Origin of the sequence: Gilliamella sp. B2772 (assembly GCF_026536985.1) — a bacterium.
Classification (GTDB): domain Bacteria; phylum Pseudomonadota; class Gammaproteobacteria; order Enterobacterales; family Orbaceae; genus Gilliamella; species Gilliamella apicola_E.
Window position 1 is genome coordinate 1,091,111 of sequence record NZ_JAFNNB010000001.1, and the last position, 24,102, is coordinate 1,115,212.

The 24,102-nt window shown below is 36.5% G+C and carries 15 protein-coding genes, 3 tRNA genes and 2 rRNA genes; 5 read left to right on the plus strand and 15 right to left on the minus strand.

Annotation, left to right across the window (positions count from 1 at the left end):
* Positions 1–15: 15 nt before the first annotated feature.
* Positions 16–2,280, minus strand: coding sequence for an aconitate hydratase (locus tag J3T98_RS05085; protein ID WP_267362296.1), 2,265 nt, complete (start codon positions 2,278–2,280; stop codon positions 16–18).
* Between the two features lie 392 nt (positions 2,281–2,672).
* Here J3T98_RS05085 and J3T98_RS05090 point away from each other — a divergent pair, with 392 nt between their 5' ends.
* Positions 2,673–4,232 carry an AbgT family transporter gene (locus J3T98_RS05090; protein WP_065735161.1) on the plus strand — a complete coding sequence of 520 codons (1,560 nt, stop codon included), beginning with the start codon at positions 2,673–2,675 and terminating at the stop codon, positions 4,230–4,232.
* Positions 4,233–4,253: 21 nt separating this feature from the next.
* Positions 4,254–5,483, plus strand: a complete 1,230-nt coding sequence (pepT, locus tag J3T98_RS05095) for a peptidase T (protein WP_267362298.1) — start codon at positions 4,254–4,256, stop codon at positions 5,481–5,483.
* Positions 5,484–5,535: 52 nt separating this feature from the next.
* Here the strand turns inward: pepT and J3T98_RS05100 are convergent, their stop codons facing one another.
* The 9 genes from J3T98_RS05100 to znuA form a co-directional block, all read right to left on the minus strand.
* Positions 5,536–7,641 (minus strand): TonB-dependent receptor, encoded by a 2,106-nt coding sequence (locus J3T98_RS05100; protein WP_220225232.1) that lies wholly within the window; start codon positions 7,639–7,641, stop codon positions 5,536–5,538.
* 316 nt (positions 7,642–7,957) lie between these two features.
* Positions 7,958–8,033, minus strand: a tRNA-Lys gene (locus J3T98_RS05105).
* 136 nt (positions 8,034–8,169) lie between these two features.
* The gene (gene ybgF, locus J3T98_RS05110; protein ID WP_267332249.1) at positions 8,170–8,913 is read right to left on the minus strand and encodes a tol-pal system protein YbgF; all 744 of its coding nucleotides are present in this window, start codon (positions 8,911–8,913) and stop codon (positions 8,170–8,172) included.
* Positions 8,914–8,981: 68 nt separating this feature from the next.
* Positions 8,982–9,455: a peptidoglycan-associated lipoprotein Pal gene (pal, locus tag J3T98_RS05115; protein ID WP_220225234.1), complete on the minus strand. Its 474-nt coding sequence runs from the start codon at positions 9,453–9,455 to the stop codon at positions 8,982–8,984.
* A gap of 171 nt (positions 9,456–9,626) precedes the next feature.
* Complete coding sequence (gene tolB, locus J3T98_RS05120) at positions 9,627–10,922, minus strand: Tol-Pal system beta propeller repeat protein TolB (RefSeq protein WP_370632630.1); 1,296 nt, start codon at positions 10,920–10,922, stop codon at positions 9,627–9,629.
* Positions 10,923–11,295: 373 nt separating this feature from the next.
* A complete protein-coding gene (gene mutM / locus J3T98_RS05125) occupies positions 11,296–12,105 on the minus strand; it encodes a bifunctional DNA-formamidopyrimidine glycosylase/DNA-(apurinic or apyrimidinic site) lyase (protein WP_267362300.1) in 810 nt (269 codons plus the stop codon).
* A 13-nt stretch (positions 12,106–12,118) separates the two neighbouring features.
* Positions 12,119–14,443: a bifunctional glycosyl transferase/transpeptidase gene (gene mrcB, locus J3T98_RS05130; RefSeq protein ID WP_267362302.1), complete on the minus strand. Its 2,325-nt coding sequence runs from the start codon at positions 14,441–14,443 to the stop codon at positions 12,119–12,121.
* Between the two features lie 124 nt (positions 14,444–14,567).
* Positions 14,568–15,929: a murein DD-endopeptidase MepM gene (gene mepM, locus J3T98_RS05135; protein ID WP_267329985.1), complete on the minus strand. Its 1,362-nt coding sequence runs from the start codon at positions 15,927–15,929 to the stop codon at positions 14,568–14,570.
* A 29-nt stretch (positions 15,930–15,958) separates the two neighbouring features.
* The gene (gene znuA, locus J3T98_RS05140; protein ID WP_267332244.1) at positions 15,959–16,891 is read right to left on the minus strand and encodes a zinc ABC transporter substrate-binding protein ZnuA; all 933 of its coding nucleotides are present in this window, start codon (positions 16,889–16,891) and stop codon (positions 15,959–15,961) included.
* 94 nt (positions 16,892–16,985) lie between these two features.
* On the opposite strand from znuA, the gene znuC reads away from it, so the two are divergent.
* From znuC to J3T98_RS05155, 3 genes are all read left to right on the plus strand, one after another.
* A complete protein-coding gene (gene znuC / locus J3T98_RS05145; RefSeq protein WP_220225240.1) occupies positions 16,986–17,756 on the plus strand; it encodes a zinc ABC transporter ATP-binding protein ZnuC in 771 nt (256 codons plus the stop codon).
* The gene (gene znuB / locus J3T98_RS05150) at positions 17,756–18,556 is read left to right on the plus strand and encodes a zinc ABC transporter permease subunit ZnuB (RefSeq protein WP_267362304.1); all 801 of its coding nucleotides are present in this window, start codon (positions 17,756–17,758) and stop codon (positions 18,554–18,556) included. Before znuC ends, znuB begins: the two co-directional genes overlap by 1 nt.
* A 119-nt stretch (positions 18,557–18,675) precedes the next feature.
* Positions 18,676–20,199 (plus strand): YifB family Mg chelatase-like AAA ATPase, encoded by a 1,524-nt coding sequence (locus J3T98_RS05155; RefSeq protein WP_267362305.1) that lies wholly within the window; start codon positions 18,676–18,678, stop codon positions 20,197–20,199.
* Positions 20,200–20,203: 4 nt separating this feature from the next.
* Here J3T98_RS05155 and J3T98_RS05160 read toward each other — a convergent pair whose 3' ends face one another.
* The 5 genes from J3T98_RS05160 to J3T98_RS05180 all read right to left on the minus strand — a co-directional run bounded on the left by J3T98_RS05160 (position 20,204) and on the right by J3T98_RS05180 (position 24,047).
* On the minus strand, positions 20,204–20,542 hold the full coding sequence (locus J3T98_RS05160; protein WP_065562455.1) for a DUF413 domain-containing protein: 339 nt from the start codon (positions 20,540–20,542) through the stop codon (positions 20,204–20,206).
* A 146-nt stretch (positions 20,543–20,688) separates the two neighbouring features.
* Positions 20,689–20,764: transfer RNA gene (locus J3T98_RS05165), tRNA-Trp, on the minus strand.
* Between the two features lie 8 nt (positions 20,765–20,772).
* Positions 20,773–20,849, minus strand: a tRNA-Asp gene (locus J3T98_RS05170).
* Positions 20,850–20,881: 32 nt separating this feature from the next.
* Positions 20,882–20,997: ribosomal RNA gene (rrf, locus tag J3T98_RS05175) — 5S ribosomal RNA — on the minus strand.
* Positions 20,998–21,148: 151 nt separating this feature from the next.
* Positions 21,149–24,047, minus strand: a 23S ribosomal RNA gene (locus J3T98_RS05180).
* Positions 24,048–24,102: the final 55 nt, after the last annotated feature.

Genomic DNA, 24,102 nt, shown 5'->3' on the forward strand with positions numbered 1-24,102 from the left:
TCTATTCCTCTTATTTTACTTAACTTCTTCTTTTAACTTATTCAATGCACTACCTGCCTTGAACCATTCAATTTGTGCTTGATTGTAAGTGTGCGAAACGACGAAAGACTCTTTACTACCATCACGATGATGAAGGGTTAATGTTAGATTTTTTCCAGGAGCAAAATTACTGAGTCCAGTAATGCTAATTTGATCATCTTCACGAATTTTGTCATAGTCATCTTTATTGACAAAGGTTAAAGCAAGCATACCTTGTTTTTTTAGATTGGTTTCATGAATACGAGCAAACGATTTAACCACAATGGCTTTAACGTTTAAAAAACGTGGTTCCATTGCAGCATGTTCTCTTGATGAACCTTCACCATAATTCTCTTCAGCAACAACTATTGACCCGATTCCTTGTGATTTTAATTTACGTGCTAATGCAGGTACTTCAACATAATCTCCCGTTTGAGCATCCAACACACAGTTCGTTTTTTGATTAAAGGCATTAACCGCACCTATTAGCATATTATTTGAAATATTATCTAGATGACCACGAAATTTTAGCCACTTTCCAGCCATTGAAATATGGTCTGTGGTACATTTACCAGTTGCTTTAATCAATAGTGGTTGCGAAATAATATCTTTGCCATCCCAAGGAGTGAAAGGTAAAAGCTGTTGTAGTCGATCTGAATGAGGATCGATACGAACTTCAACTGCACTACCATCAGCTATTGGCCCAATATATCCAGCATCATCAACCGCAAATCCTTGTTTTGGCAACTCATCACCGAGTGGCTCAGTAAGTTTCACTTTTTCACCTTTAACATTAATGAGATGGTCAGTAAGTGGGTTAAAGCTTAATTTACCTGCAATTGATAATGCCACTACAATTTCTGGGGAACAAACAAACGCATAAGTGTTTGGGCTACCATCATTACGTTTAGCAAAATTACGATTGAACGAGGTGACAATCGAATTTTTGTGTTCATCGGCAACTTCATCACGACGCCATTGCCCAATGCAAGGGCCACATGCGTTAGCCATAATAGCAGCACCTGCTTGCTCAAAACGACTTAAAATGCCATCACGTTTAGACGTATATTTAACTTGCTCTGAGCCAGGATTGATAATTAATTTTGCATTTACTTTTAAGCCTAATTTATTAGCACTATCAATAACTGAAGCTGCGCGCATCATATCTTCATAAGAAGAATTAGTACATGATCCAATAAGTCCAACTTCCATATTGTCTGGATAATTGTGTTCTTTAACGGCAGAAGCAAGCTCTGAAATAGGATAAGCTAAGTCAGGTGTGAATGGACCATTCACATAAGGTTCTAAGGTCGATAAATTAATTTCAATAACTTGGTCATAATAATTTTCAGGTTGCTTTAAAATTTCTTTATCAGGATTGAAACAATCTACCAATGTATTAGCTAAATCCACTACTTCTTGACGACCAGTCATGGCAAGATAATCAGCAGATTTTTTACTGTAAGGGAAGATTGAGGTTGTTGCGCCGACTTCAGCTCCCATATTACAAATTGTTGCTTTACCAGTAGCTGATAACGACTCAGTACCTTCTCCAAAATATTCAATAATTGAATTAGTACCACCTTTAACGGTTAAAATACCAGCTAGTTTTAAAATGACATCTTTTGGTGATGACCAGCCAGATAATTTTCCAATTAGCTTTACACCAATAATTTTTGGCATTTTTAGTTCCCACGGCATACCCGCCATCACGTCAACAGCATCAGCGCCACCAACACCAATGGCAATCATGGATAGGCCACCTGCATTAGGGGTATGCGAATCGGTACCGATCATCATCCCACCAGGAAAGGCATAATTTTCAAGCACTACTTGGTGAATGATTCCTGCATCAGGCTTCCAAAACCCGATGCCATATTTGTTCGAAACATCACGTAAAAATTGATAAACTTCATGGTTATTACTTTCAGCAATGATGAGATCATCATGGGCATTTTTATAAGCTTGAATAAGGTGATCACAATGGACTGTTGAAGGTACTGCAACTCGTTTACGACCAGAATTCATTAATTGTAATAGTGCCATTTGTGCCGTTGCATCTTGCATAGCGACACGATCTGGGGAAAAATTTACATAATCTTCCCCTCTTTTATAAGCTTTAAGCTCTTCACCTTCAGCAAGATGGGCATAAAGGATTTTTTCCGTCAAGGTTAATGGTTTTCCAATTTTCTGGCGAATAAGATCAATTTTTTGCAGGTAATGTTGATAAATATCTTTTATTAAATCAATATCGAAAACCATAATTAAGCTCCCATTGCTTATATTATAATATCCTTTAGAGCCTTACTCACAATCAGGATGATTGAATATTTATTCTTTTTTTATGATTAAATATTCAGACAATATAGCATTATTTTTGTTTTATGCAATCTTGCAGCAATAATTATTGTTAACTTTGATTAAAAACAATAAATTTAGATGTCATCGTTAACAGGAATTCTATACTAGCGAAATATTAAATATTATGCACATTAAAGAAAATTCAAAATTAGTAAATCCCATAAGTAAAAATAATGTAAAAAAAGTTGAGGAACGGGGTTTTTTAAGTCATTAAAATCGCGCCAACGCATTGTTTACTTACATTATTAAACTATGTTACATTGTTTTCCCGAATAATATTTACACTTTTTTTCATGAATCAAATAAAAAATACGTCACCATTAAAAACTGGTGGATTTTTAAATACAATAGAACGAATTGGAAACAAAATTCCTGATGTTACAACTCTTTTCTTTTATGCATTAATAATTTGTCTGGTTGCTTCATTATTACTTTCTTTTGTCAGCTTTAATTATATTAATCCAGTAACGCAAGAAAAACTGGCAGTAGTGAATATGTTAGCACCAAACCAATTAGTTACCTTTTTTACAAAACTTGTATCAAATTTTGTCTCATTTCCACCTCTTGGAATTACCATTGTAGCTACATTGGGTATTGGTATTGCTGAAAGCAGTGGCTATATTCATGTTCTGCTCAAAAAGTTATTAGCTATCACACCTAAAAAACTGGTTACTCCATCAGTTATTTTTGTCAGTATGGTTTGTCATATCGCGTCAGACTCTGCTTATGTAATTTTAATGCCTGTGTCAGCAATGATGTTCTATGCGACAGGGCGTCACCCATTAGCGGGGATTGCTGCTGCATTTGCAGGATTAGCTGGAGGTTTTAGTTCAAGCTATACCCCTTCAATTATTGATCCAATAATGCAAGGCTTTACACAAAGCGCCGCTCAAATTATTGACCCAACATATCAAGTCAATGTTCTTTGTAATTACTTTTTAAGTTTTGGTGGTACTTTCTTTGTATTGATAGCCTGCTGGTTTGTTACAGATAAGATTGTTGAGCCTCGCTTAAATGCCACGATGCCTTTAAACAATGATATTCAATTAGATAACATTGCTGATTCTCCTGAGATTTCACCAATTGAAAATAAAGCATTTAAAATTGCATCAGCTGTTTTCTTAATTATTGCTGTCGGCTTAGTATTGGTTTTATTACCAGAAGATTCTTTATTACGCGCACCCGACGGTAGTATGACGAGTAACAAAGCACCAATCATGCAAATTATTGTACCGTTGTTATTTGTATTTTTTGCAATACCAGGCTTAATTCATGGCTTTATCACTGGCGCATTTAAATCATCGCGAGATATCGTCAAATCAATGGAAAATATCACTAAGTCACTTATTCCATTTATTGTTTTTGCTTTCTTTTGTGCACAATTTTTATATGTATTTTCAAACTCACAAATTGGTACCTTAATTGCTATTGGCGGAGCTGAGTTTTTAAAAGCATTACATTTGCCATCAGTTGTTACTATTTTTGGCGTAATAATTCTAACTAGTCTGCTTAATGTGTTAATCACTTCAGCCTCTTCCAAATGGGCTATTTTAGCGCCGATTTTTGTTCCGATGCTTATGTCTGTGGGGATCTCGCCAGAATTAACCCAAGCAGCTTATCGTATCAGTTCAGCAGTTAATGTTAGCACGCCTATGTTTGCTTTTTATCCTTTGATCATTGCTTATTGTCAGCAGTATTGTAAAAACACTGGTGTGGGTACTCTGAGTTCGATGATGATCCCATATACGGCTGCTCTCTTAATTGCTTTGACAATAAATTTATTACTGTTTTGGTTTTTAGGTCTTCCTATCGGTTTTGATAGTGGTTATGTCTATCCTCCAATAACTAGTTAATCGCAGATAAGGATTTTAATCATGAATATTACCGAACAATTAGTTAAACGATTTTTACGTTATGTAAGTATTCCAAGCCAAAGCAAAGCTGGCTCGGCAGTTGTGCCCTCTACTCCAGGACAAACTAAATTAGCAAAACAACTTGAACAAGAGTTAATTGATTTGAAGTTACAAGATGTTCACCTTGATGAACATAGTATTGTGACAGCCAAATTAACCGGTAACCAACCTAATGCGCCAAAAATTGGCTTTGTTGCGCATCTTGATACTGTAGATGTCGCACTGTCAGAGAAGATTAATCCACAAAGGGTGACTTTTACTGGTGAAGATATCTTATTAAATAAAGACAAAGATATTTGGTTTAAGGTGGCAGAACATCCAGAGTTGAAGAAGTATCTCAATGAAGAGCTGCTCGTTACAGATGGTACCAGTGTTCTAGGCGCTGATAATAAAGCAGCAATTGCAATTGTCATGACCATGTTAGATCAGTTGCAACAGCAAAATTGCCTACATGGTGATATTTATGTTGCTTTCGTGCCAGATGAAGAAGTTGGGTTAAATGGCGCCAAAAAACTGGATCTGCAACGTTTTAAACCTGATTTTGCTTATACCATTGACTGCTGTGAATTGGGTGAAGTCGTTTATGAAACATTCAATGCTGGCTCGGTTACGTTTGAAATTGAGGGTGTATCTGCTCATCCTATGTCAGCAAAAAATGTCTTAATCAATCCAATTCGCATAGCGAATGATATTATTAACTGTTTTGATAGCTTTGAAACACCTGAACATACCGAAGGTAAAGAAGGATATTTTTGGTTTAATGATATTATTGGTAACCAAAGCACAACTACATTAAAAATGAGCATTCGTGATTTTGATTTAACGCGATATGAAGCTCGTAAAACTTACATTCAAGATGTGGTTAGTTTTATCAGTCGTAAATATCCTAAAGCAAAAATTGAATGTCAAATTACTGATATCTATAGCAATATTGCTAATTATTTAGGTGATGATCGTCGTTGTATTGATTTGATTTACCAATCATTTGAATTATTGGGTATTAAACCAAATACTATCGCCATGCGTGGAGGAACAGATGGTTCAGCACTATCAGCAAGAGGACTCACCACGCCAAACTATTTTACTGGCGCACATAACTTCCATTCTTATTTTGAGTTTTTACCATTATCATCATTCTTGAAATCATTCGAAGTCACGATGAAAATTATTGAATTAGCGGCGAAAGTTTAAAAATAATCAACAAGAGGGAATACCATTCCCTCTTAAAAATACTTATCGAATATTATAATTTATAACTTGCAGTTAATAAAAATGCGCGAGGAGTGCCTGGCATACTACTTGAGCGCCAATATTTTTTACCCAATAAATTGGTTAATGCTAAGGTTAGATCAACAGATCGTGTTTGATAACCGATTGCGGCATTCCATGTTCCATATCCAGGGCGTTTAACGAGGTTTTTATCATCATTATACATTGAACCTTTATAATCAAATCCCACTTCCGTGAACCAATCTTCATGAGGAAGGTAGCGAACACTTAGATAGCCACTATGTTTAGCTGTATTAGATAGGTATTTTCCTTGGTTAGCTGGTGTTTTTTTATCTTTATGCACTTTAGCTTGTTGATAACCAATACCGCTATTGATATACCAATTTTTACTTAATTGTCCAATAGCACTCAACTCTATTCCCTGACTGCGATCACTGCCTCTAACTTGCCAATTATAAGGATCATTGACCGAGTCAGGTTGATACCTAACATTATAAAGTTCAAGATCATAGAGTGCGATTTGAGTAGAGAGCTTATCATTAAACCAATCACTTTTGACACCGATTTCATACTGACGTGAATACTGAGGCTTATCATCATAAACAGTTTTAGAATCTGTAGCTATGGTTATTAAACCTCTACCACCATAAGGTGCAAAGTTTTTACTATACGAAGCATAAAAACTTTGAGACGCAATCGGTTGCCAAATTAAACCAATACGTGGACTTAAAGTGTGACCATCATATGACCGATTTTGATGATTCAATTTGTTATCTGAAGCAAATTCATAATTATCATAACGTAATCCTGCAAGTAATTTCCATTGTTCTGTAAAGCTGATGAGATCCTGCCAATATAACCCTCTAGAAGTAGCTTTATGATTAGTTTTGGTATTCAATGTTGTGAAGTGAGGCTTTTTAGAGCGCCAATGAGGATGATAAGGATCCACAGCTTCAGGATATTGGCTAGCTAAAGCTAATCGTGGTTCCCTTTTTTCAATGTTATATTCAACTCCGATTAACATATCATGGGCAATACTTGCAGTATTAAATTTACCGGCTAAATCAAGGGTATTACTGTAGGTTTTGTTCGAAGTTTCTTGCCAAGCTCGACGGAATTTTAATTTACCTTTGTAATTACACGGCTTACCATTGTTTAATTTCCCATTCCAATCACAATAATTACCAGCATAAAGATGATCGAAATTTTGGTCAGCTTTACGATACATATTTGTTAATTTAATAGACCAATGATGATCAAATTCATATCCCATCACCGAACGTAACGAATTAAAATTATCTTTCACATAATCATCTGGGTGAGCATAGGCCGTTTTGATTGAAACACCTCTTGGTAAATCATAATAAGCCGGCGCCCTATCTGGTTTACGCCATAATTTATCATTTGTATATTGTACTAACCAATTAAATCCGTTTAGATTATCATACAAAACGCTTGGCGAAACCATTGTATCTCGTTGTTTAATGCCTTTACGAAAACCTTTATCTGATTGGTGATCTATAGTCATTCGTACGGCAAGTTCATCACTTAAAACATGGTTAACATCTATCATTCCACCATATTTATCCCAAGATCCACCTCGTAAACTCAAGGTAGACGGTGAATCAAAATTTGCCTGCTTACTGATCATATTTATGATTCCACCACCTGAACCTCGACCATAAAGTACCGAAGCAGGTCCCTTTAAAATTTCAATTCGCTCTATATTAGCTGTACTTTGTCTAACTTGTCCGCTAGCACGGACACCATCTCGGTAAATATCGCCGGAACTAGCAGAAAACCCTCTAATTTTGATACCTTCATCTCGCATATCATAAGTTGCATCGACTCCGGGTAATTTATTGACAATGACACTGAGATCAGTTTGTCCATAAATTTTTTGTTGTTCAAGGTTAATCGAATTAATGGTTTGAGGAATATCCTTTATTTCAAAGGTTTGTTTAGTTGCAGTTGATGATAGTTTTATGCGCTGATCATTATTATCCTTAGCGACTACCTTCATAGTTTCAATATCATCATTAACTTTATCTTGGGCGTAAGCTATAAAAGTAAATAAGCCCAGAGTACATGGGAAGACTAATTGATTAACTAATTTCATTATTTTTCCTATTGTTTGATTAATTTTAAAACAACAGTTATTAATGATAATGATTGTTATTTGCGATTACAACTTTTTTCTATCTTGACGGCTTTCAATATAAACCTTAAATCATATTTTTATAAAAATATAAATTTGATTTGAAAGTCTCTAAGTTAATTAGTGGATGATATGGTAATATTTTGATTATTTGATTTTTTTTGAATTATCTTCTAATAACTAACAGTGGATTTTATTAAAATAGATTTTTAATCAGATCACCAACCGACAAGTTTAGTATGTCTAGTGGAAGATAAATTCATTATGTAAGATGAAGTGGTGGGTCGTGAGCGATTCGAACGCTCGACAAACGGATTAAAAGTCCGCTGCTCTACCGACTGAGCTAACAACCCATTTTGATAGAATTACTTTCTGCTTTATTACTTAACGCTTCAAGCAATTTCGGGTTGCTATAATACTTATAATTATAAGGCGGTGCAACCCTTTTATTGCTATTTTTATTCAATAGCTGGTTATTTATACATTTTATTATAACGATGCTATTTTTTTATTTGCTAGATCAACTGTCTTTTTATCTTTAGGGTATTTATTTACGACTTGTTGAAATACAGTTTTGGCATTCTTTTTATCACCTTTATCAAGTAAAATTAAACCCACTTTATAAAGGCTATCTGCTGCTTTTGGAGAAGATGGAAAATCTTTTACTACTGTTGCATAATAAAATGATGCATTATCTTTTTTTCCTTTTTTATAACAAAGTTGACCAAGCCAATAATTTACATTTGCACGGTAACTTGTCTTTGGGTAGGCTTTTAGATAATTTTGAAAGGCTATAATTACGTCATCACTCTGTTTGTCATCATTAATATATTGCATGACGTAATTATAATCCGCTTTATCATCACCTGAAGTAGACCATCCAGATAAACCTGAAGATGATGATGGCGATGCCCCAGCATCAGTGCTTGATGTTGAATCAGAACTGTCACCTTGGGCTTCATCATTTGAATTTGATGAGAATCCTGTCCCATTAGTCATTTGCTGTAATATCATTTTTTGGCGTTCAATTGTTTGATTAAGTTGATGCTTAGTTTCTTCCAATTGACCACGAAGTGTATCTACATCTGATTGTAGATCATTAATTTTTTGTTGATTTTGAATTATCAACTGTCCTTGCGCTTGTATTGTTCTATCCACATCAGAACTACCAGCAGCACAACCATATCCAGCAAATAATAAAAATAAGGACAATGTGAGTATTTTTTTATACATATTATATAAACTCGACGTGAACTTAAACATAAAAAACGGCTGATAAATCAGCCGTCATTAAGATGGGATTAATATCCAGCGTAAGTAATTACTGCACGACGGTTTTTAGCATAAGCTGCTTCGTTGTGACCTAATACTGCTGGTTTTTCTTTACCATAAGAAACGATTGAAAGTTGTTCACCAGAAACACCATTACTTTGTAAGTAAGATTTAACTGCTCCTGCACGACGTTCACCTAACGCGATATTGTATTCTGGAGTACCACGTTCATCGGCATGACCTTCAATAACAACATTTAAGAATGAATTTGCACGCATGAAGATAGAATGTGCATTTAATAATGTTGAATATTCTGATTTAACATTGTATTTATCATAATCAAAATAAATTGTATTGATTTGTTGTAATTTTTGTAATTGAGCTAGAGCTTCTTTAGATAAAGAACCGTTACCTGCTTTGCTGCTGCTGTTTGAAGAACATGCTGTCACAGCAATTAATGGTAAAGCAACTGCAGCTACCTTAAGAAATTTAGAAAATTGCATTGAATTAACTCCTTTGTGTTTAAATAAATTATTATTGATATTTTGTATACTTCTAACCAACTTCAAAGTAACACCTGTTACCAACTAGAAAGATTAGAAGTATATATTATAACGACCTTAACATTTACACAATTTTAATAATTATAATATTGCTTAAAATTTAGTCGTTCCTCATAAATAAGGTGACCAAGATGGGAATTTTACTTGTCCATCAGTCGCTGGTAACCTTGCTTTAAAATTACCATCAGTTGAAACAAGATTTAAAATGGTACCTAAACCTTGCGATGAACTGTAGATAATCATAGTGCCATTTGGAGCAATACTCGGGGTTTCATCTAAAAACGTATCAGTTAATCGTTGATAAGTATTCGTTTCTAGATCATATCGAGTAATATGTTGCTCACCATTATTAGTAGAAATTACAGCAATAAATTTACCATCTGGAGATACGCGAGCATTTTGATTCTGGGTATTATCCCAAGTTATACGTTGTGATGCTCCACTATTAATGTTAATTGAATAAAGTTGAGGACGCCCAGCCTGATCAGAAGTATAGACAATTGTTTCATTATCAGGCATCCATGAAGGTTCAGTGTCATTACTACGCCCAGAAGTAATTTGAGTGATTTTTTTACTTCTTAAATTCATCATATATAAATTTAAGCTACCACCTTTTGATAAGGCAAAAGCTAATTTGCTACCATCTGGTGAAAATGCTGGTGCACCATTATGCTGTGGAAAAGATGCAATAGTTTCAACTGCACCACTATCTAATGTTTTTAACACTAATGCAGAACGACCACTTTCAAAAGTTACATAGGCTATTTTTTTGCCATCAGGTGACCATGTTGGTGACATTAATGGTTCTTTTGAACGGTGTACGGTGACTTGATCAAATCCGTCATAGTCAGATACACGTAATTCATGTGTGTAAGGACCCTTACTATTTTTAACGACGTAGGCAATACGTGTTCTAAAAGCACCCTTGATACCAGTTAACGCTTCAAAGATTTCATCACTTGCAGTATGGGCTGCATAACGTAACCAACGTTGTTCAATAGGAAATTGATTTTCAACTAAGACCGCGCCAGGACGTTCAACAGTATCAACTAATTGATAGGTGATAAGATATTTTCCTGATGCATCAGGTTGGATTGTACCGACTACAACGGCAGAAATACCAATATTGCTCCAAACACTAGGATTGACTTCAGAAGCGGTAGTTGGTTTTTGCGGCATTGCTGCTACATCAATTGGATTAAATTTACCACTATTACGTAAATCAGAAGCAATAATATTATCCACAACTTGTGGAGGTTCACCGCTACCTGTCCATTTAAATGGTATGACCGCAATTGGTTTAGCAGAACTTACGCCATCAGTGATTATAATTCTAACTTCAGCAGTAGCTATCATTGTATATAAAAAAACAAGACAAGCTATCAAAAAGCGAGAAGCAAATTTGATCATCTTAAATTCCTTAATCAAAAAGAAATATATTTAAGTTAAAATAAGTATAACAACCGTATTTAAATACAAAAAGATAAAACCTTTTAACAATTAACAAAATGTTATTAAATGGTATCACTCTTTACAAAATATAAATATCAGCGTGAAAGATAGCCGAAATTGCGTAACAAGTCCATAGCTATTTGAGTAAAAAAGATTTTTCTATATAAATTATTTATTATTCTTATATTCGCAATTACTGTCGCTTATTTACTATACTATGCTGATTTGGGTGTAGTTAAAAGTAGTCGCCAAAGATTTTTATTTAAATTAAATATAATCAGGCTAAAGATATTAAAGAATGATCAATAAGAATAAATTTTAAAATTTGCTATTTTTGGCATTTTTCGCAATAGAACGTATTGCGTTGGCCTATTCGATGAGACTTTATGTCAGATTTACAAATTAAACACTTTTCGCCTTCTCTACCATATACTTGGAGCTTTTGTACAAAATAACCAGGTTTACCATCAGATTGAACAAAGTCTTTAAGTGTAGTACCACCTTGTTCTATAGATTTGGTGAGCACTTGTTTAATTGATGTGACTAATCGTTCAAATTCTTCTAAAGTTAAACTATTTACTTTCCGGTGCGGATTAATTTTTGCCATAAACAATGATTCTGAAGCATAAATATTACCAACACCAACCACAATATGGTTGTCCATAATCCAGCTTTTTATAGGAATATTTCGATTAGTCGCTTTTTCGAAAAGATAGTTTGCTGAAAACTCCTCGCTTAGAGGTTCTAATCCTAAATGCTTCAATTGTTTAAGATCATCAATAGAATTAGTCCAAAGCCACGACCCAAAACGCCTTGGGTCGGTATAACGTAATGTCACACCATTTTCTAATACCAAATCAACATGATCATGTTTATCTGGTTTTTGGTTTGATTTTACTATGCGTAAGCTACCAGACATACCTAAATGAATTACAATCCAATTTTGCGTCAACTGTAATAATAAATATTTAGCACGTCTTTTAATATCTATGATTATTTGGCCTTGAGCATCGGAAATAGCCACATCAATAGGCCAACGAAGCTTGGGTTGTCGAACAACAACTTGTTTGATAATTTGGCCTTTTAAATAAGGTAAAATACCACGCCGACTAGTCTCTACTTCTGGTAATTCAGGCATTTAATAATCTCATTTAATTATTGAACATGTCAGTAACCCAGCTAGGAGCCGATTGATTTGTCTCAATTTGAGAACTAACAGCACATAAACTTTGTGGATTGACCGTCCATGCAGGTAAAGTCCTTACTCCTCCTCCATCGCACTGCCATTGGCCACTACTATCAATAGGTACCATAAAGATATTTTGTGGTACTGAAAGTTGTAATTTTTTCGGTGGATTATTTTGTAAGTATTCACTATATATTTTTAATGCACCTGTAGCGCCTGTTAATTTCATAGGTGAATGATCATCAAGCCCTATCCAAATGACTGCAACATTTTTTCCATCAATACCAGTAAACCAACTATCACGTGAATCATTACTTGTTCCAGTCTTGGCAGCTAAATTGAATGATCCATATTTAGCTTTCAATGAGCGTGATGTTCCTGATTCAACGACTTGTTGCATAGCGTAAGTGGTTAAATAAGCCGATTGCTGAGAAACCGCTTGAATTTGTTGCGGGTAATTTTGATAAACAAGTTCACCTTTATCAGTTAATACATACCGTAGTATTGTGAGCGGTGCACGTTGGCCATTATTGGAAATAGTTTGGAACATTTGTGCTGTTTCTAATGGTGTTAACTCTAGAGCACCTAATAAGCGAGAAGGCAAATTAGGGATACGATCTTCAGGTACCCCCAATGCTTGTAAAGTCGTTTTAGTTGCGTCTAAACCTAATGACATACCTAAGTTAACTGTAGGTACGTTAAGTGAAAGGGCTAATGCATCAATTAACATCACTTTATCGCGAAACTTCCGATCAAAATTCTTCGGTTGCCAATAACCGCCGTTTTCAAGTTTGATTGATAATGGGTTGTCATTTAACCAAGTATTAAGCTGATAACGTTCTGGCTGACCTAATGCAGTTAAGTAGGTTGACGGTTTTGCCAGTGAACCAATTGCTCGTCTAGTTAACCACGCTCTGTTATAACCAGGGTAACGTGGCTCAGCGCTACCAATAATAGAACGGATTTCACCTGTCTCACGGCTAACAATAACCATTGCTGTTTGTAATTCTTTATTAGTCGATTTACGTAATGTTTCTATTTCATCCGTAACCGATTGTTCTGCTGCAGCCTGAGCAACTGGATCGAATGTGGTGAAAATTTTCATTCCTGACAGGTGGTCTGCTTTGTCACCCAACTGTTTTCTAAGCTCACTACGGACAACTTGCATAAATGCTGGTTGCGGTGATATCACTCCACCTTTTGGTAAAACTGAAAGTGGGCGTTGGCTAAGTAAATTATATAATTCCTCATCAATAATTCCTTGTTGCTCAGCAAGTTTTAATACAACATTACGACGTTCAATGACTTGTTGTGGTTGAGTCCAAGGATTATAGTACGAAGCACCTTTTACCATACCTACTAATACAGCTTGCTGATCTAATGTCAATTCATTAACTGGTCGACCAAAATAGTAAAGGCTTGCTAATGGGAAACCATGAATTTCTTCACTACCAGCTTGACCTAAATAGACTTCATTTAAGTAAAGTTCTAAGATACGCTCTTTACTATATCGAGCATCTAAAATGATAGCCATATAGGCTTCACGTATTTTACGACTGATACTTCTCTCATTAGTTAAAAAGAGGTTTTTAACCGTTTGTTGTGTTAGTGTGCTTCCACCTTCAGTTCGGCCTGTTGTTAAATTAACATATATGGCTCGACCAATAGAATATAAACTTACACCATGGTGGTCATAAAAACGTTTATCTTCAGTTGCAACTAAGGTTTTTATTAACGAGTCAGAAAATTCTCTTAAAGGCACAAAAAGCCGTTGTTCACCATTTGGGGAATGCATCATCGTTATTAATTTAGGATCAATCTTAAGTAAGCCAAAATCACGACCTGTGTCTAAATTAGATATGCGATCTATCCTGTTTTCATAGAAAGTAATTTTGACACGAAAAGCTTTTTCTTCACCATCAGGAAATGTAAATGGACGACGGTAAATTTCAACAGCACCATTTTGAACAATAAATTCACCTGGTCTAGTAGCTTTACTATCTTGCTGACGATATTGTGCACCTTTTAGCAAAGTAACAACATCACTAAGACTATAATCACTATCTGGTTCAAGGTCGACTATCTGTCCATAGACAGCCGCAGGTAATTCCCAAACATTACCATCTATACGTTCTTTAATTTGTTGATCTAAATAAATCCCATAAACGACAGTTACAGCAACAAAGATAAGACATAATTTGAAAAGCAACGACCAAAGTCGACGCCACAATGATTTCTTATTTTTTTTTGAAGATTTTTTAGTCGATTTCTTTTTAGTTGGTCTGTTCAAACTACACCCAATATTAAGATTGAATAAAATTAACTTATAATAACATAACTTTTTAATGAAGCATTGAGCTTCTTATCAATAAGATATTTTAGTTTAAATAATATAGTTGAATATATAAAATCAATTAAAAACTAAGTTGTGGCTGAATATTTTTAACTTTTTCTATAAATGCTTTTTTAGACTTACCGGTTAAACCTTCATTAATAGGTAAACTTGCTGTTAATGGATTAACAGGTTTATTATTGATATGTAATTCAAAATGCAAATGTGGTCCAGTAGAACGCCCTGTATTACCAGATAAACCAATTTTGTCACCCTGTTTAACTTGTTGGCCTGGTTTCACTAAAATTTTGTCTAAATGCATGTATGCCGTCATATATTGCCTACCATGGCGTATAGCGACATAGTTACCTGCTGAGCCACTGTATTTCGCAATAACAACTTCTCCATTTCCTACAGATAATACTGGCGTTCCTCTAGATACTGCAAAATCAACACCATTATGTGGTGTAACAACGCCTGTAACTGGATGTAACCGACGCGGATTAAAACCTGATGATACGCGAGCTTTTTTAGCTAAAGGATATCGGAAAAAACTTTGAGATAAACTACCTGCATTAATATCATAGTATTTACCATCATCAGCTAGAATCGCATAATAATCTTTAGACCCATTTTTAATGCGAACACCAAGTAATTTACTATTTGATAAACGATTTCCATGCATTTCACGAGATAAGTATACCACGAATTTATCGCCTACTTTTAAACGTCGAAAATCCAAACGCCACTGCAATGCACGTGTAATAATTCCAATCTCATTACTCGTTAAACCAGCTTTACGCGCATCAGCTACAAAACTGGATTTCAGCTCACCTTTAATAACATTATTTTGTGAGACACCTTCTACTGTTTCAGTACTTTCTATAAATTGATTGCCTGACTTTTCAAAAATTCGAACATTATTAGTTGATATTGTCCAGTTAAAAGTGAGCAAATTGTGATTATCATCGGTCGTCCAACTAACCTGCTGTCCAATTCTCAAATTGGCTAGTTGTTTATACTTACCTGTTAACTGTGCAATATCATTTTTATTTACATTATAACGATTCAAAATATCGTGTAATGTATCACCACGTGATATGGTGTATTGCACTGTGTTATCTTTTTCTTCAGCAAGATCATCTAATTCGTCTTTAGCTATATCATCTTCAGGAACATCAGACGACTCTGTAACATTATCAGTTTTAGACTTATCACTAAGCATATCAATTCGCCCATCGCCAATAACAACTGAAGACGAAGGCGTATCTGTAACTGTAGTTTGAGCTTGAGAATTTAGAGGGACGTACACTGTGCGATCTAAATTTAAAGGTCGCCACAATATAGTTACAAAAATAACAACAACAAGGGCTCCTAATACTGAAAAATAGGGAATTTTGAATTTATTTTTTGCAATATTAGGGGATTTAATCTGCTGTGCCAAAATTAACCTTAACTATCTTATAATCTAAACTATTTTTTATCTAAACAATCCAACAGCTCCTGAGTTAATGTTAATAAAAAGTGTGAATAGGCACCTTTTTCGACAATGATACCTGTCCCTAATGGATTTAATTCACCAATTTTAACATTTGTACCATTTACTAACTTCTTTATAACTGCAGGGCTAAACTGTGGCTCTCTAAAAACACAGACTGCTTGATGTTCCGCTAGCTTTTTTTGAATTGCATAGACAGTTTGAACGCCAGGCTGTACTGCTGGGTTTATGGTAAAACTTCCTAGATTTTTTAATCCGAACTGTGATTCAAAGTACCCATATGCATCATGAAACACAAAATACCCTCTATTTTGTACGCTAATTAGTTTTTTTGCAATGTTTTGTTCTGTTTCTGATAGATTTGTAATGAATTCGTTCAGATTTGCATCAAGCAACTGCACTTTATTAGGATACAGTTCTATAAGCTTATCATGGATTGATTTTGCAATAATTTTAGCAATTTTTGGCGAAAGCCATATATGTTCATCATATTCACCATGATGATGGTCATTATCGTTATGAGGTATTTCATCATCGTGATGATTCGTTCTAAGCAAACTCTTAATTTCGGAAACATCCATTAATTCTATCTGCTTTTGTTCATCAACATTTTTTAAAACAGTTGGCATAAAAACTTCCATATCTTCACCAACCCAAATTATTAAATCAGCATTCTTAATTTTAGCCAAATCGGAGGGTTTCAATGAATAAGTATGAGGAGATGCGCCATCCGGCAATAGTATATCTGTATTTGTTACGCCTGATGCAATTGCTTCAGTAATAAAACCTATCGGCCTTACTGAGGAAATTACAGTGGCATTAACATTATTTGTTAATCCAATAACGATTAGCGTAAGTTGTGTAAGAAAACGTAGGACTTGTCTGATGTTTTTAGTTAAATTTTTCACTTTGTCATCCAATATTTATAAAATATGATGGAATAAAACCACATTATTGTTATAATATAACATAACATATTGATCGGCAAGGACTATCGATATCATGACACAATTAATGGCTCTAAATAATATTTCGGTTAAAATAAATCAACAAAAAATATTATATGATGTTTCATTGACAATTAACTTAAGCCAAATTATTACGATTCTAGGTCCAAATGGTGCAGGAAAATCAACACTCGTCAAAGTTATTTTAGGATTAATTTCACCTACAACAGGCACCATTGAACGTGCTTCTGATTTGACTATCGGTTATGTCCCTCAATCAATAAATTTGAATCCAACTTTACCTATAACCGTCAAACGGTTTATGCAGCTAAATAAACAATTAAGTTATGATGATATCATCCAAACATTATCTTTAGTAAAAGCTCAATACCTGATTGATCGATCTATGCATCAATTATCAGGCGGGGAGTTACAGCGAGTGCTACTTGCTCAAGCATTAGCAAAACGCCCAAAACTACTTATTTTAGATGAGCCTACACAAGGTGTAGATGTAAATGGACAAGTGCTATTGTATGATTTAATTATTAATGCTAAAACGAAGTTTAGTTGTGGTGTTGTAATGGTTTCACATGATTTACATTTAGTTATGGCAAAAACAGATGAAGTAATTTGTTTAAACCATCATATCTGTTGTTCAGGAACACCAGCTAGTGTCTCAAACGATCCAGAATTTGTTTCTTTATTTGGACCTCACGGCGCATCACAAATCGCTTTATATAAGCACCATCACAATAATGATTGTTGCCAGCATCACAATGATCATAATCGAAAAATTATATTACCTGATTCAAGAGGAACAAAATGATGATTGAGTTACTCTTACCCTCTTTACTTGCAGGTTTATGCTTATCGTGTTTAACTGGTCCATTGGGTACATTTGTTGTTTGGCGAAGAATGTCTTATTTCGGAGATACGTTATCCCATGCAGCATTATTAGGGGTTGCTTTTGGCTTCCTTTTTAATATCAATCTATTCTATGCCATCGTTTTAGTGACACTGATATTAGCTATCGGGCTGTTATGGTTAGAATCTCAAAAACAACTACCTGTTGATACATTACTGGGTATTTTAGCTCATAGCGCTCTTTCACTTGGTTTAGTTGTGATAAGTTTAATGAATAGTATACGCATTGATTTGATGGGTTATCTATTTGGTGATCTTTTATCTATAACAATGTTTGATGTTTATCAGATTTTAATTTGTGTATTAATAATTGGAATTCTGTTGATATGGCGTTGGAATCAATTTTTATTTATCACTGTTAGTGAGGAACTAGCATTTAGCCATGGCATTAATGTACCACTAACAAAATTTATGCTTACAATACTTTTAGCATTAACAATTGGTATTGCTATGAAATTTGTTGGAGCTTTAATTATTACTGCACTATTAATCATTCCTGCTGCTACAGCAAAATATTATGCTAAAAACCCAGAATCAATGGCATTTTTTGCAATATTAATTGGGATGCTATCTATTTTGTGTGGGGTTCTGTTTTCATTAATTTATGATACTCCAACAGGTCCTTCTGTTGTATTAAGTAATACTTGTTTATTTTTTATATCATTATTTATTTCTAAATTCTTTTTAAGAACTAAAAATTAAAATATCAGTAAAATTAGAAAATTTATTGCGAGGGAACACGCATTTTTAGTTATCTGTTTGTTCACATTATTTAATTACTAATAAAGTGCTAAAAATCAGAAACTAATGAAGACAAAACTATGTCTCTCGCAATTATTTATACAAGAGCCTCTATTGGAATACAAGCACCTCAAATTAATGTTGAAGTACATATTAGTAATGGATTACCAGGTTTCGTTCTGGTTGGTCTTCCAGAAGCAACAGTTAAAGAATCTAAAGACCGAGTTAGAAGCGCTATTATTAATAGTGGCTTTACATTTCCAGCAAAAAAGATAACTGTTAATTTATCTCCAGCAGATCTTCCTAAAGAAGGTAGTCGCTTTGATTTGCCTATAGCTATCGCTATTCTTGCAGCAACCGAACAAATACCTAACGATAATCTAGCTAAATATGAATTTTTAGGTGAATTAGCCTTATCTGGGGAGATTAAGGCAGTAAAAGGTGCTATTCCTGCTGCTATATCATCTAAAAAAAATAATCGTACATTGATTATTTCTAGAGAAAATCAATCTGAAATATCATTAATCCATCATAATAATACGTTAATTACCCATAATTTATTAGAACTATGCCAATATCTATACAATGAAATTAATTTACCTACTGTTGAATACAGAGAATACAAAGATGATGATGAGCAAATAATTAACCTACAAGATATAATTGGTCAAGAACATGCTAAAAGAGCCTTAGAAATTGCCGCTGCAGGTGGACATAATCTATTGTTAATTGGTCCACCAGGGACCGGTAAAACTATGCTAGCCACTCGGTTAACTTCATTATTACCATCATTATCAGATGATGAAGCACTTGAAAGTGCAGCAATCACCAGTCTTGTTAGCGCTAATGGTTCAATTCAAAATTGGCGTAAAAGGCCATTTAGAGCCCCGCATCATAGTGCATCAGCAGCAGCTTTAGTTGGTGGCGGCTCAATACCTAAACCAGGAGAAATTTCATTAGCCCATAATGGAGTGTTATTTTTAGATGAATTACCAGAATTTAACCGTAAAGTATTAGATGCCTTAAGAGAACCCATTGAGTCGGGAGAAATTGTTATATCTAGGGCAAATGCAAAAATAAAATTTCCAGCAAAGTTTCAACTCATTGCAGCTATGAACCCTAGCCCTACGGGTCATTATCATGGAACCCATAATAGGACAACACCACAACAAATTATACGTTACTTAAATCGACTTTCTGGTCCATTTTTAGATCGTTTTGATATATCAATTGAAGTACCATTACTACCTAAAGGTACACTAAGTCAAAAAGTTAGTGTAACTGAACCAAGTGATAAAGTAAAAAAAAGAGTTATGGATGCTAGAAAAATTCAAATGATAAGAAATAAAAAGTTAAACAGTCAATTATCACCAAAAGAAATTCAAATTCATTGCTTATTAACTGATGAAGATAATGAGTACTTAGAACAGGCTTTAATTAAATTAGGGCTTTCTGCTCGAGCATGGCATAGAATATTAAAAGTATCTCGGACTATCGCCGACTTAGATTGTTCAAAGAACATAGAACGAAAACATATTTCAGAAGCACTGAGTTATCGTTCTATGGATAGATTATTAATTCAAATGCACAAAAATATTGGCTAATAAATTAATCATCACTATCGACAAAATCATCACTCACGTCAACTTGAGGTTTTCCACCTGATAACGTGTGAAAACGTTTTGGTTTGTTGATTTTAGAAAGGTACTTTATCCATGTTTTTTCATAATCTGTAACTGGTTCCTTTTTCCCTTTACAAACTGCAACAAAAGATTTCTCTTCTGATGTAGTTGGCTTTTTAGTTTCTGCATCGAGATCTCTAAAAGCACAACCATATTTTTCTAAGATCTGTGCTTCTTTGATAGTAAAATCGCCATGACGAGAAAATCCTCTTGGATAATTCTTATTATCAAAAAAACGTTGTTGACTTACAAAACTTTCAGCCATGTTATATCCTCTAGATTATAAAAGTTGTTGGGCGGGAATTATAATTGACAAAGTTAATCTGTAAACAAAATTTTTTTATTTATATAGATAAAATTGAATAAATGACTAAAATTGGAACAAATATTGGAACAAATCTATTATTTTTATGGCAGGGGCGGAGAGTCTCGAACTCCCAACACCCGGTTTTGGAGACCGGTGCTCTACCAATTGAACTACGCCCCTAGATAAGGTGGCGGAACGGACGGGGCTCGAACCCGCGACCCCCTGCGTGACAGGCAGGTATTCTAACCAACTGAACTACCGCTCCACCGTATTTTTTGGTGTGTTTATAAATTAAAAGTCTGGCGGCACCCTACTCTCACATGGGTAATACCCACACTACCATCGGCACTACGGCGTTTCACTTCTGAGTTCGGCATGGGGTCAGGTGGGACCACCGCGCTATTACCGCCAGACATATTCTGTCTTCTCTTTTTCAACTGATGATGATTATCACATATCTTCACCAATCACTCAATCCGGAACAAACTGTTTTATTAATCTTTCACCATCTTTCGATGATTTCTTACTCTCAACTTCGCGTAACCCAAAACAACTCCGAGTTGTAAGGTTAAGACTCTCGGTTCATTAGTATCAGTTAGCTCAATGTATCACTACACTTACACACCTGACCTATCTACGTCTTAGTCTCAAACGGACCTTACTGAATCTCTTCAGGGAAAACTCATCTCGAGGCTAGTTTCGTGCTTAGATGCTTTCAGCACTTATCTATTCCGCACGTAGCTACCGGGCAATGCAATTGGCATCACAACCCGAACACCAGCGGTGCGTTCACTTCGGTCCTCTCGTACTAGAAGCAAACCCTCTCAATTTTCCTACGCCCATGGCAGATAGGGACCGAACTGTCTCACGACGTTCTAAACCCAGCTCGCGTACCACTTTAAACGGCGAACAGCCGTACCCTTGGGACCTACTTCAGCCCCAGGATGTGATGAGCCGACATCGAGGTGCCAAACACCGCCGTCGATATGAACTCTTGGGCGGTATCAGCCTGTTATCCCCGGAGTACCTTTTATCCGTTGAGCGATGGCCCTTCCATTCAGAACCACCGGATCACTATGACCTACTTTCGTACCTGCTCGAGCCGTCACTCTCGCAGTCAAGCTAGCTTTTGCCATTGCACTAACCTCCTGATGTCCGACCAGGATTAGCTAACCTTCGTGCTCCTCCGTTACTCTTTGGGAGGAGACCGCCCCAGTCAAACTACCCACCAGACAGTGTCCCTTACCTCGATTCAGAAGTATAGGTTAGAACATCAAACATTAAAGGGTGGTATTTCAAGGATGACTCCATGCATACTGGCGTACACACTTCTTAGTCTCCCACCTATCCTACACATTAAGGCTCAATGTTCACTGTCAAGCTATAGTAAAGGTTCACGGGGTCTTTCCGTCTTGCCACGGGTACACCGCATCTTCACGGCAATTTCAATTTCACTGAGTCTCGGGTGGAGACAGCCTGGCCATCATTACGCCATTCGTGCAGGTCGGAACTTACCCGACAAGGAATTTCGCTACCTTAGGACCGTTATAGTTACGGCCGCCGTTTACTGGGGCTTCGATCAAGAGCTTCTGCTTACGCATAACCCCATCAATTAACCTTCCAGCACCGGGCAGGCGTCACACCGTATACGTCCACTTTCGTGTTTGCACAGTGCTGTGTTTTTATTAAACAGTTGCAGCCAGCTGGTATCTTCGACTGATTTCACCTCCATCCGCATGGGACTTCAATTAACATCAGCGTGCCTTCTCCCGAAGTTACGGCACCATTTTGCCTAGTTCCTTCACCCGAGTTCTCTCAAGCGCCTGAGTATTCTCTACCTGACCACCTGTGTCGGTTTCGGGTACGATTAACTATAACCTGAAGCTTAGAGGATTTTCCTGGAAGCAGGGCATCAATTACTTCACTACCTTAGTAGCTCGTCATCACGCCTCAGGGTCTCAGTGACCGGATTTGCCTAATCACACCCCTACACGCTTAACCCACCATCCAATAGGTGGTAAACCTAGCCTTCTTCGTCCCCCCATCGCAGTTATAGCCAGTACGGGAATATTAACCCGTTTCCCATCAGATACGCCCTTCGGCCTCTCCTTAGGGGTCGACTCACCCTGCCCCGATTAACGTTGGACAGGAACCCTTGGTCTTCCGGCGAGCGGGCTTTTCACCCGCTTTATCGTTACTTATGTCAGCATTCGCACTTCTGATACCTCCAGCATGCCTCACAACACACCTTCTACGGCTTACAGAACGCTCCCCTACCCAATACACTTACGTGCACTGCCGCAGCTTCGGTGCATAGTTTTAGCCCCGTTACATCTTCCGCGCAGGCCGACTCGACTAGTGAGCTATTACGCTTTCTTTAAATGATGGCTGCTTCTAAGCCAACATCCTAGCTGTCTAAGCCTTCCCACTTCGTTTCCCACTTAACTATGACTTTGGGACCTTAGCTGGCGGTCTGGGTTGTTTCCCTCTTCACGACGAACGTTAGCACCCGCCGTGTGTCTCCCATGATTAAACTTGTCAGTATTCGGAGTTTGCATCGGGTTGGTAAGCCGGGATGGCCCCCTAGCCGAAACAGTGCTCTACCCCCAACAGTTATACATGAGGCGCTACCTAAATAGCTTTCGGGGAGAACCAGCTATCTCCCGGTTTGATTGGCCTTTCACCCCCAGCCACAGGTCATCCGCTAATTTTTCAACATTAGTCGGTTCGGTCCTCCAGTTAGTGTTAACCAACCTTCAACCTGCCCATGGCTAGATCACCGGGTTTCGGGTCTATACCCTGCAACTTAACGCACAGTTAATACTCGGTTTCCCTTCGGCTCCCCTATTCGGTTAACCTTGCTACAGAATATAAGTCGCTGACCCATTATACAAAAGGTACGCAGTCACACATACCCAACGGTATATGCTCCCACTGATTGTACGTACACGGTTTCAGGGTCTATTTCACTCCCCTCCCGGGGTTCTTTTCGCCTTTCCCTCACGGTACTGGTTCACTATCGGTCAATCAGGAGTATTTAGCCTTGGAGGATGGTCCCCCCATCTTCAGACAGGATATCACGTGTCCCGCCCTACTCTATAAGCTTCCACATAATGCATTTTCATGTACGGGACTTTCACCCTCTATCGTGCGACTTTCCAGACGCTTCCACTAATACATTATGCTACCCGCTTGGGCTACTCCCATTTCGCTCGCCGCTACTTTGGGAATCTCGGTTGATTTCTTTTCCTCGGGGTACTTAGATGTTTCAGTTCTCCCGGTTCGCCTCATCTGACTATGTATTCATCAGATGATAGTGCAGTCGCCTGCACTGGGTTTCCCCATTCGGACATCAACGGCTATAGCGCCTTTTATCGGCTCACCGTCGCTTTTCGCAGATTAACACGTCCTTCATCGCCTCTGATTGCCTAGGCATCCACCGTGTACGCTTAATTTCTTAACCTTACAACTCACAGTTGTCTTGGTTTTAATTACGCTTTTTTCTCTTTTCTACTTCT

Coding starts and splice junctions, on each gene's coding strand:
- J3T98_RS05085 (WP_267362296.1), bottom strand. CDS start 2,280: ATGGTTTTCGATATTGATTTAATAAAAGATATTTATCAACATTACCTG.
- J3T98_RS05090 (WP_065735161.1), top strand. CDS start 2,673: ATGAATCAAATAAAAAATACGTCACCATTAAAAACTGGTGGATTTTTA.
- pepT (WP_267362298.1), top strand. CDS start 4,254: ATGAATATTACCGAACAATTAGTTAAACGATTTTTACGTTATGTAAGT.
- J3T98_RS05100 (WP_220225232.1), bottom strand. CDS start 7,641: ATGAAATTAGTTAATCAATTAGTCTTCCCATGTACTCTGGGCTTATTT.
- ybgF (WP_267332249.1), bottom strand. CDS start 8,913: ATGTATAAAAAAATACTCACATTGTCCTTATTTTTATTATTTGCTGGA.
- pal (WP_220225234.1), bottom strand. CDS start 9,455: ATGCAATTTTCTAAATTTCTTAAGGTAGCTGCAGTTGCTTTACCATTA.
- mutM (WP_267362300.1), bottom strand. CDS start 12,105: ATGCCTGAATTACCAGAAGTAGAGACTAGTCGGCGTGGTATTTTACCT.
- znuC (WP_220225240.1), top strand. CDS start 16,986: ATGACACAATTAATGGCTCTAAATAATATTTCGGTTAAAATAAATCAA.
- znuB (WP_267362304.1), top strand. CDS start 17,756: ATGATTGAGTTACTCTTACCCTCTTTACTTGCAGGTTTATGCTTATCG.
- J3T98_RS05155 (WP_267362305.1), top strand. CDS start 18,676: ATGTCTCTCGCAATTATTTATACAAGAGCCTCTATTGGAATACAAGCA.
- J3T98_RS05160 (WP_065562455.1), bottom strand. CDS start 20,542: ATGGCTGAAAGTTTTGTAAGTCAACAACGTTTTTTTGATAATAAGAAT.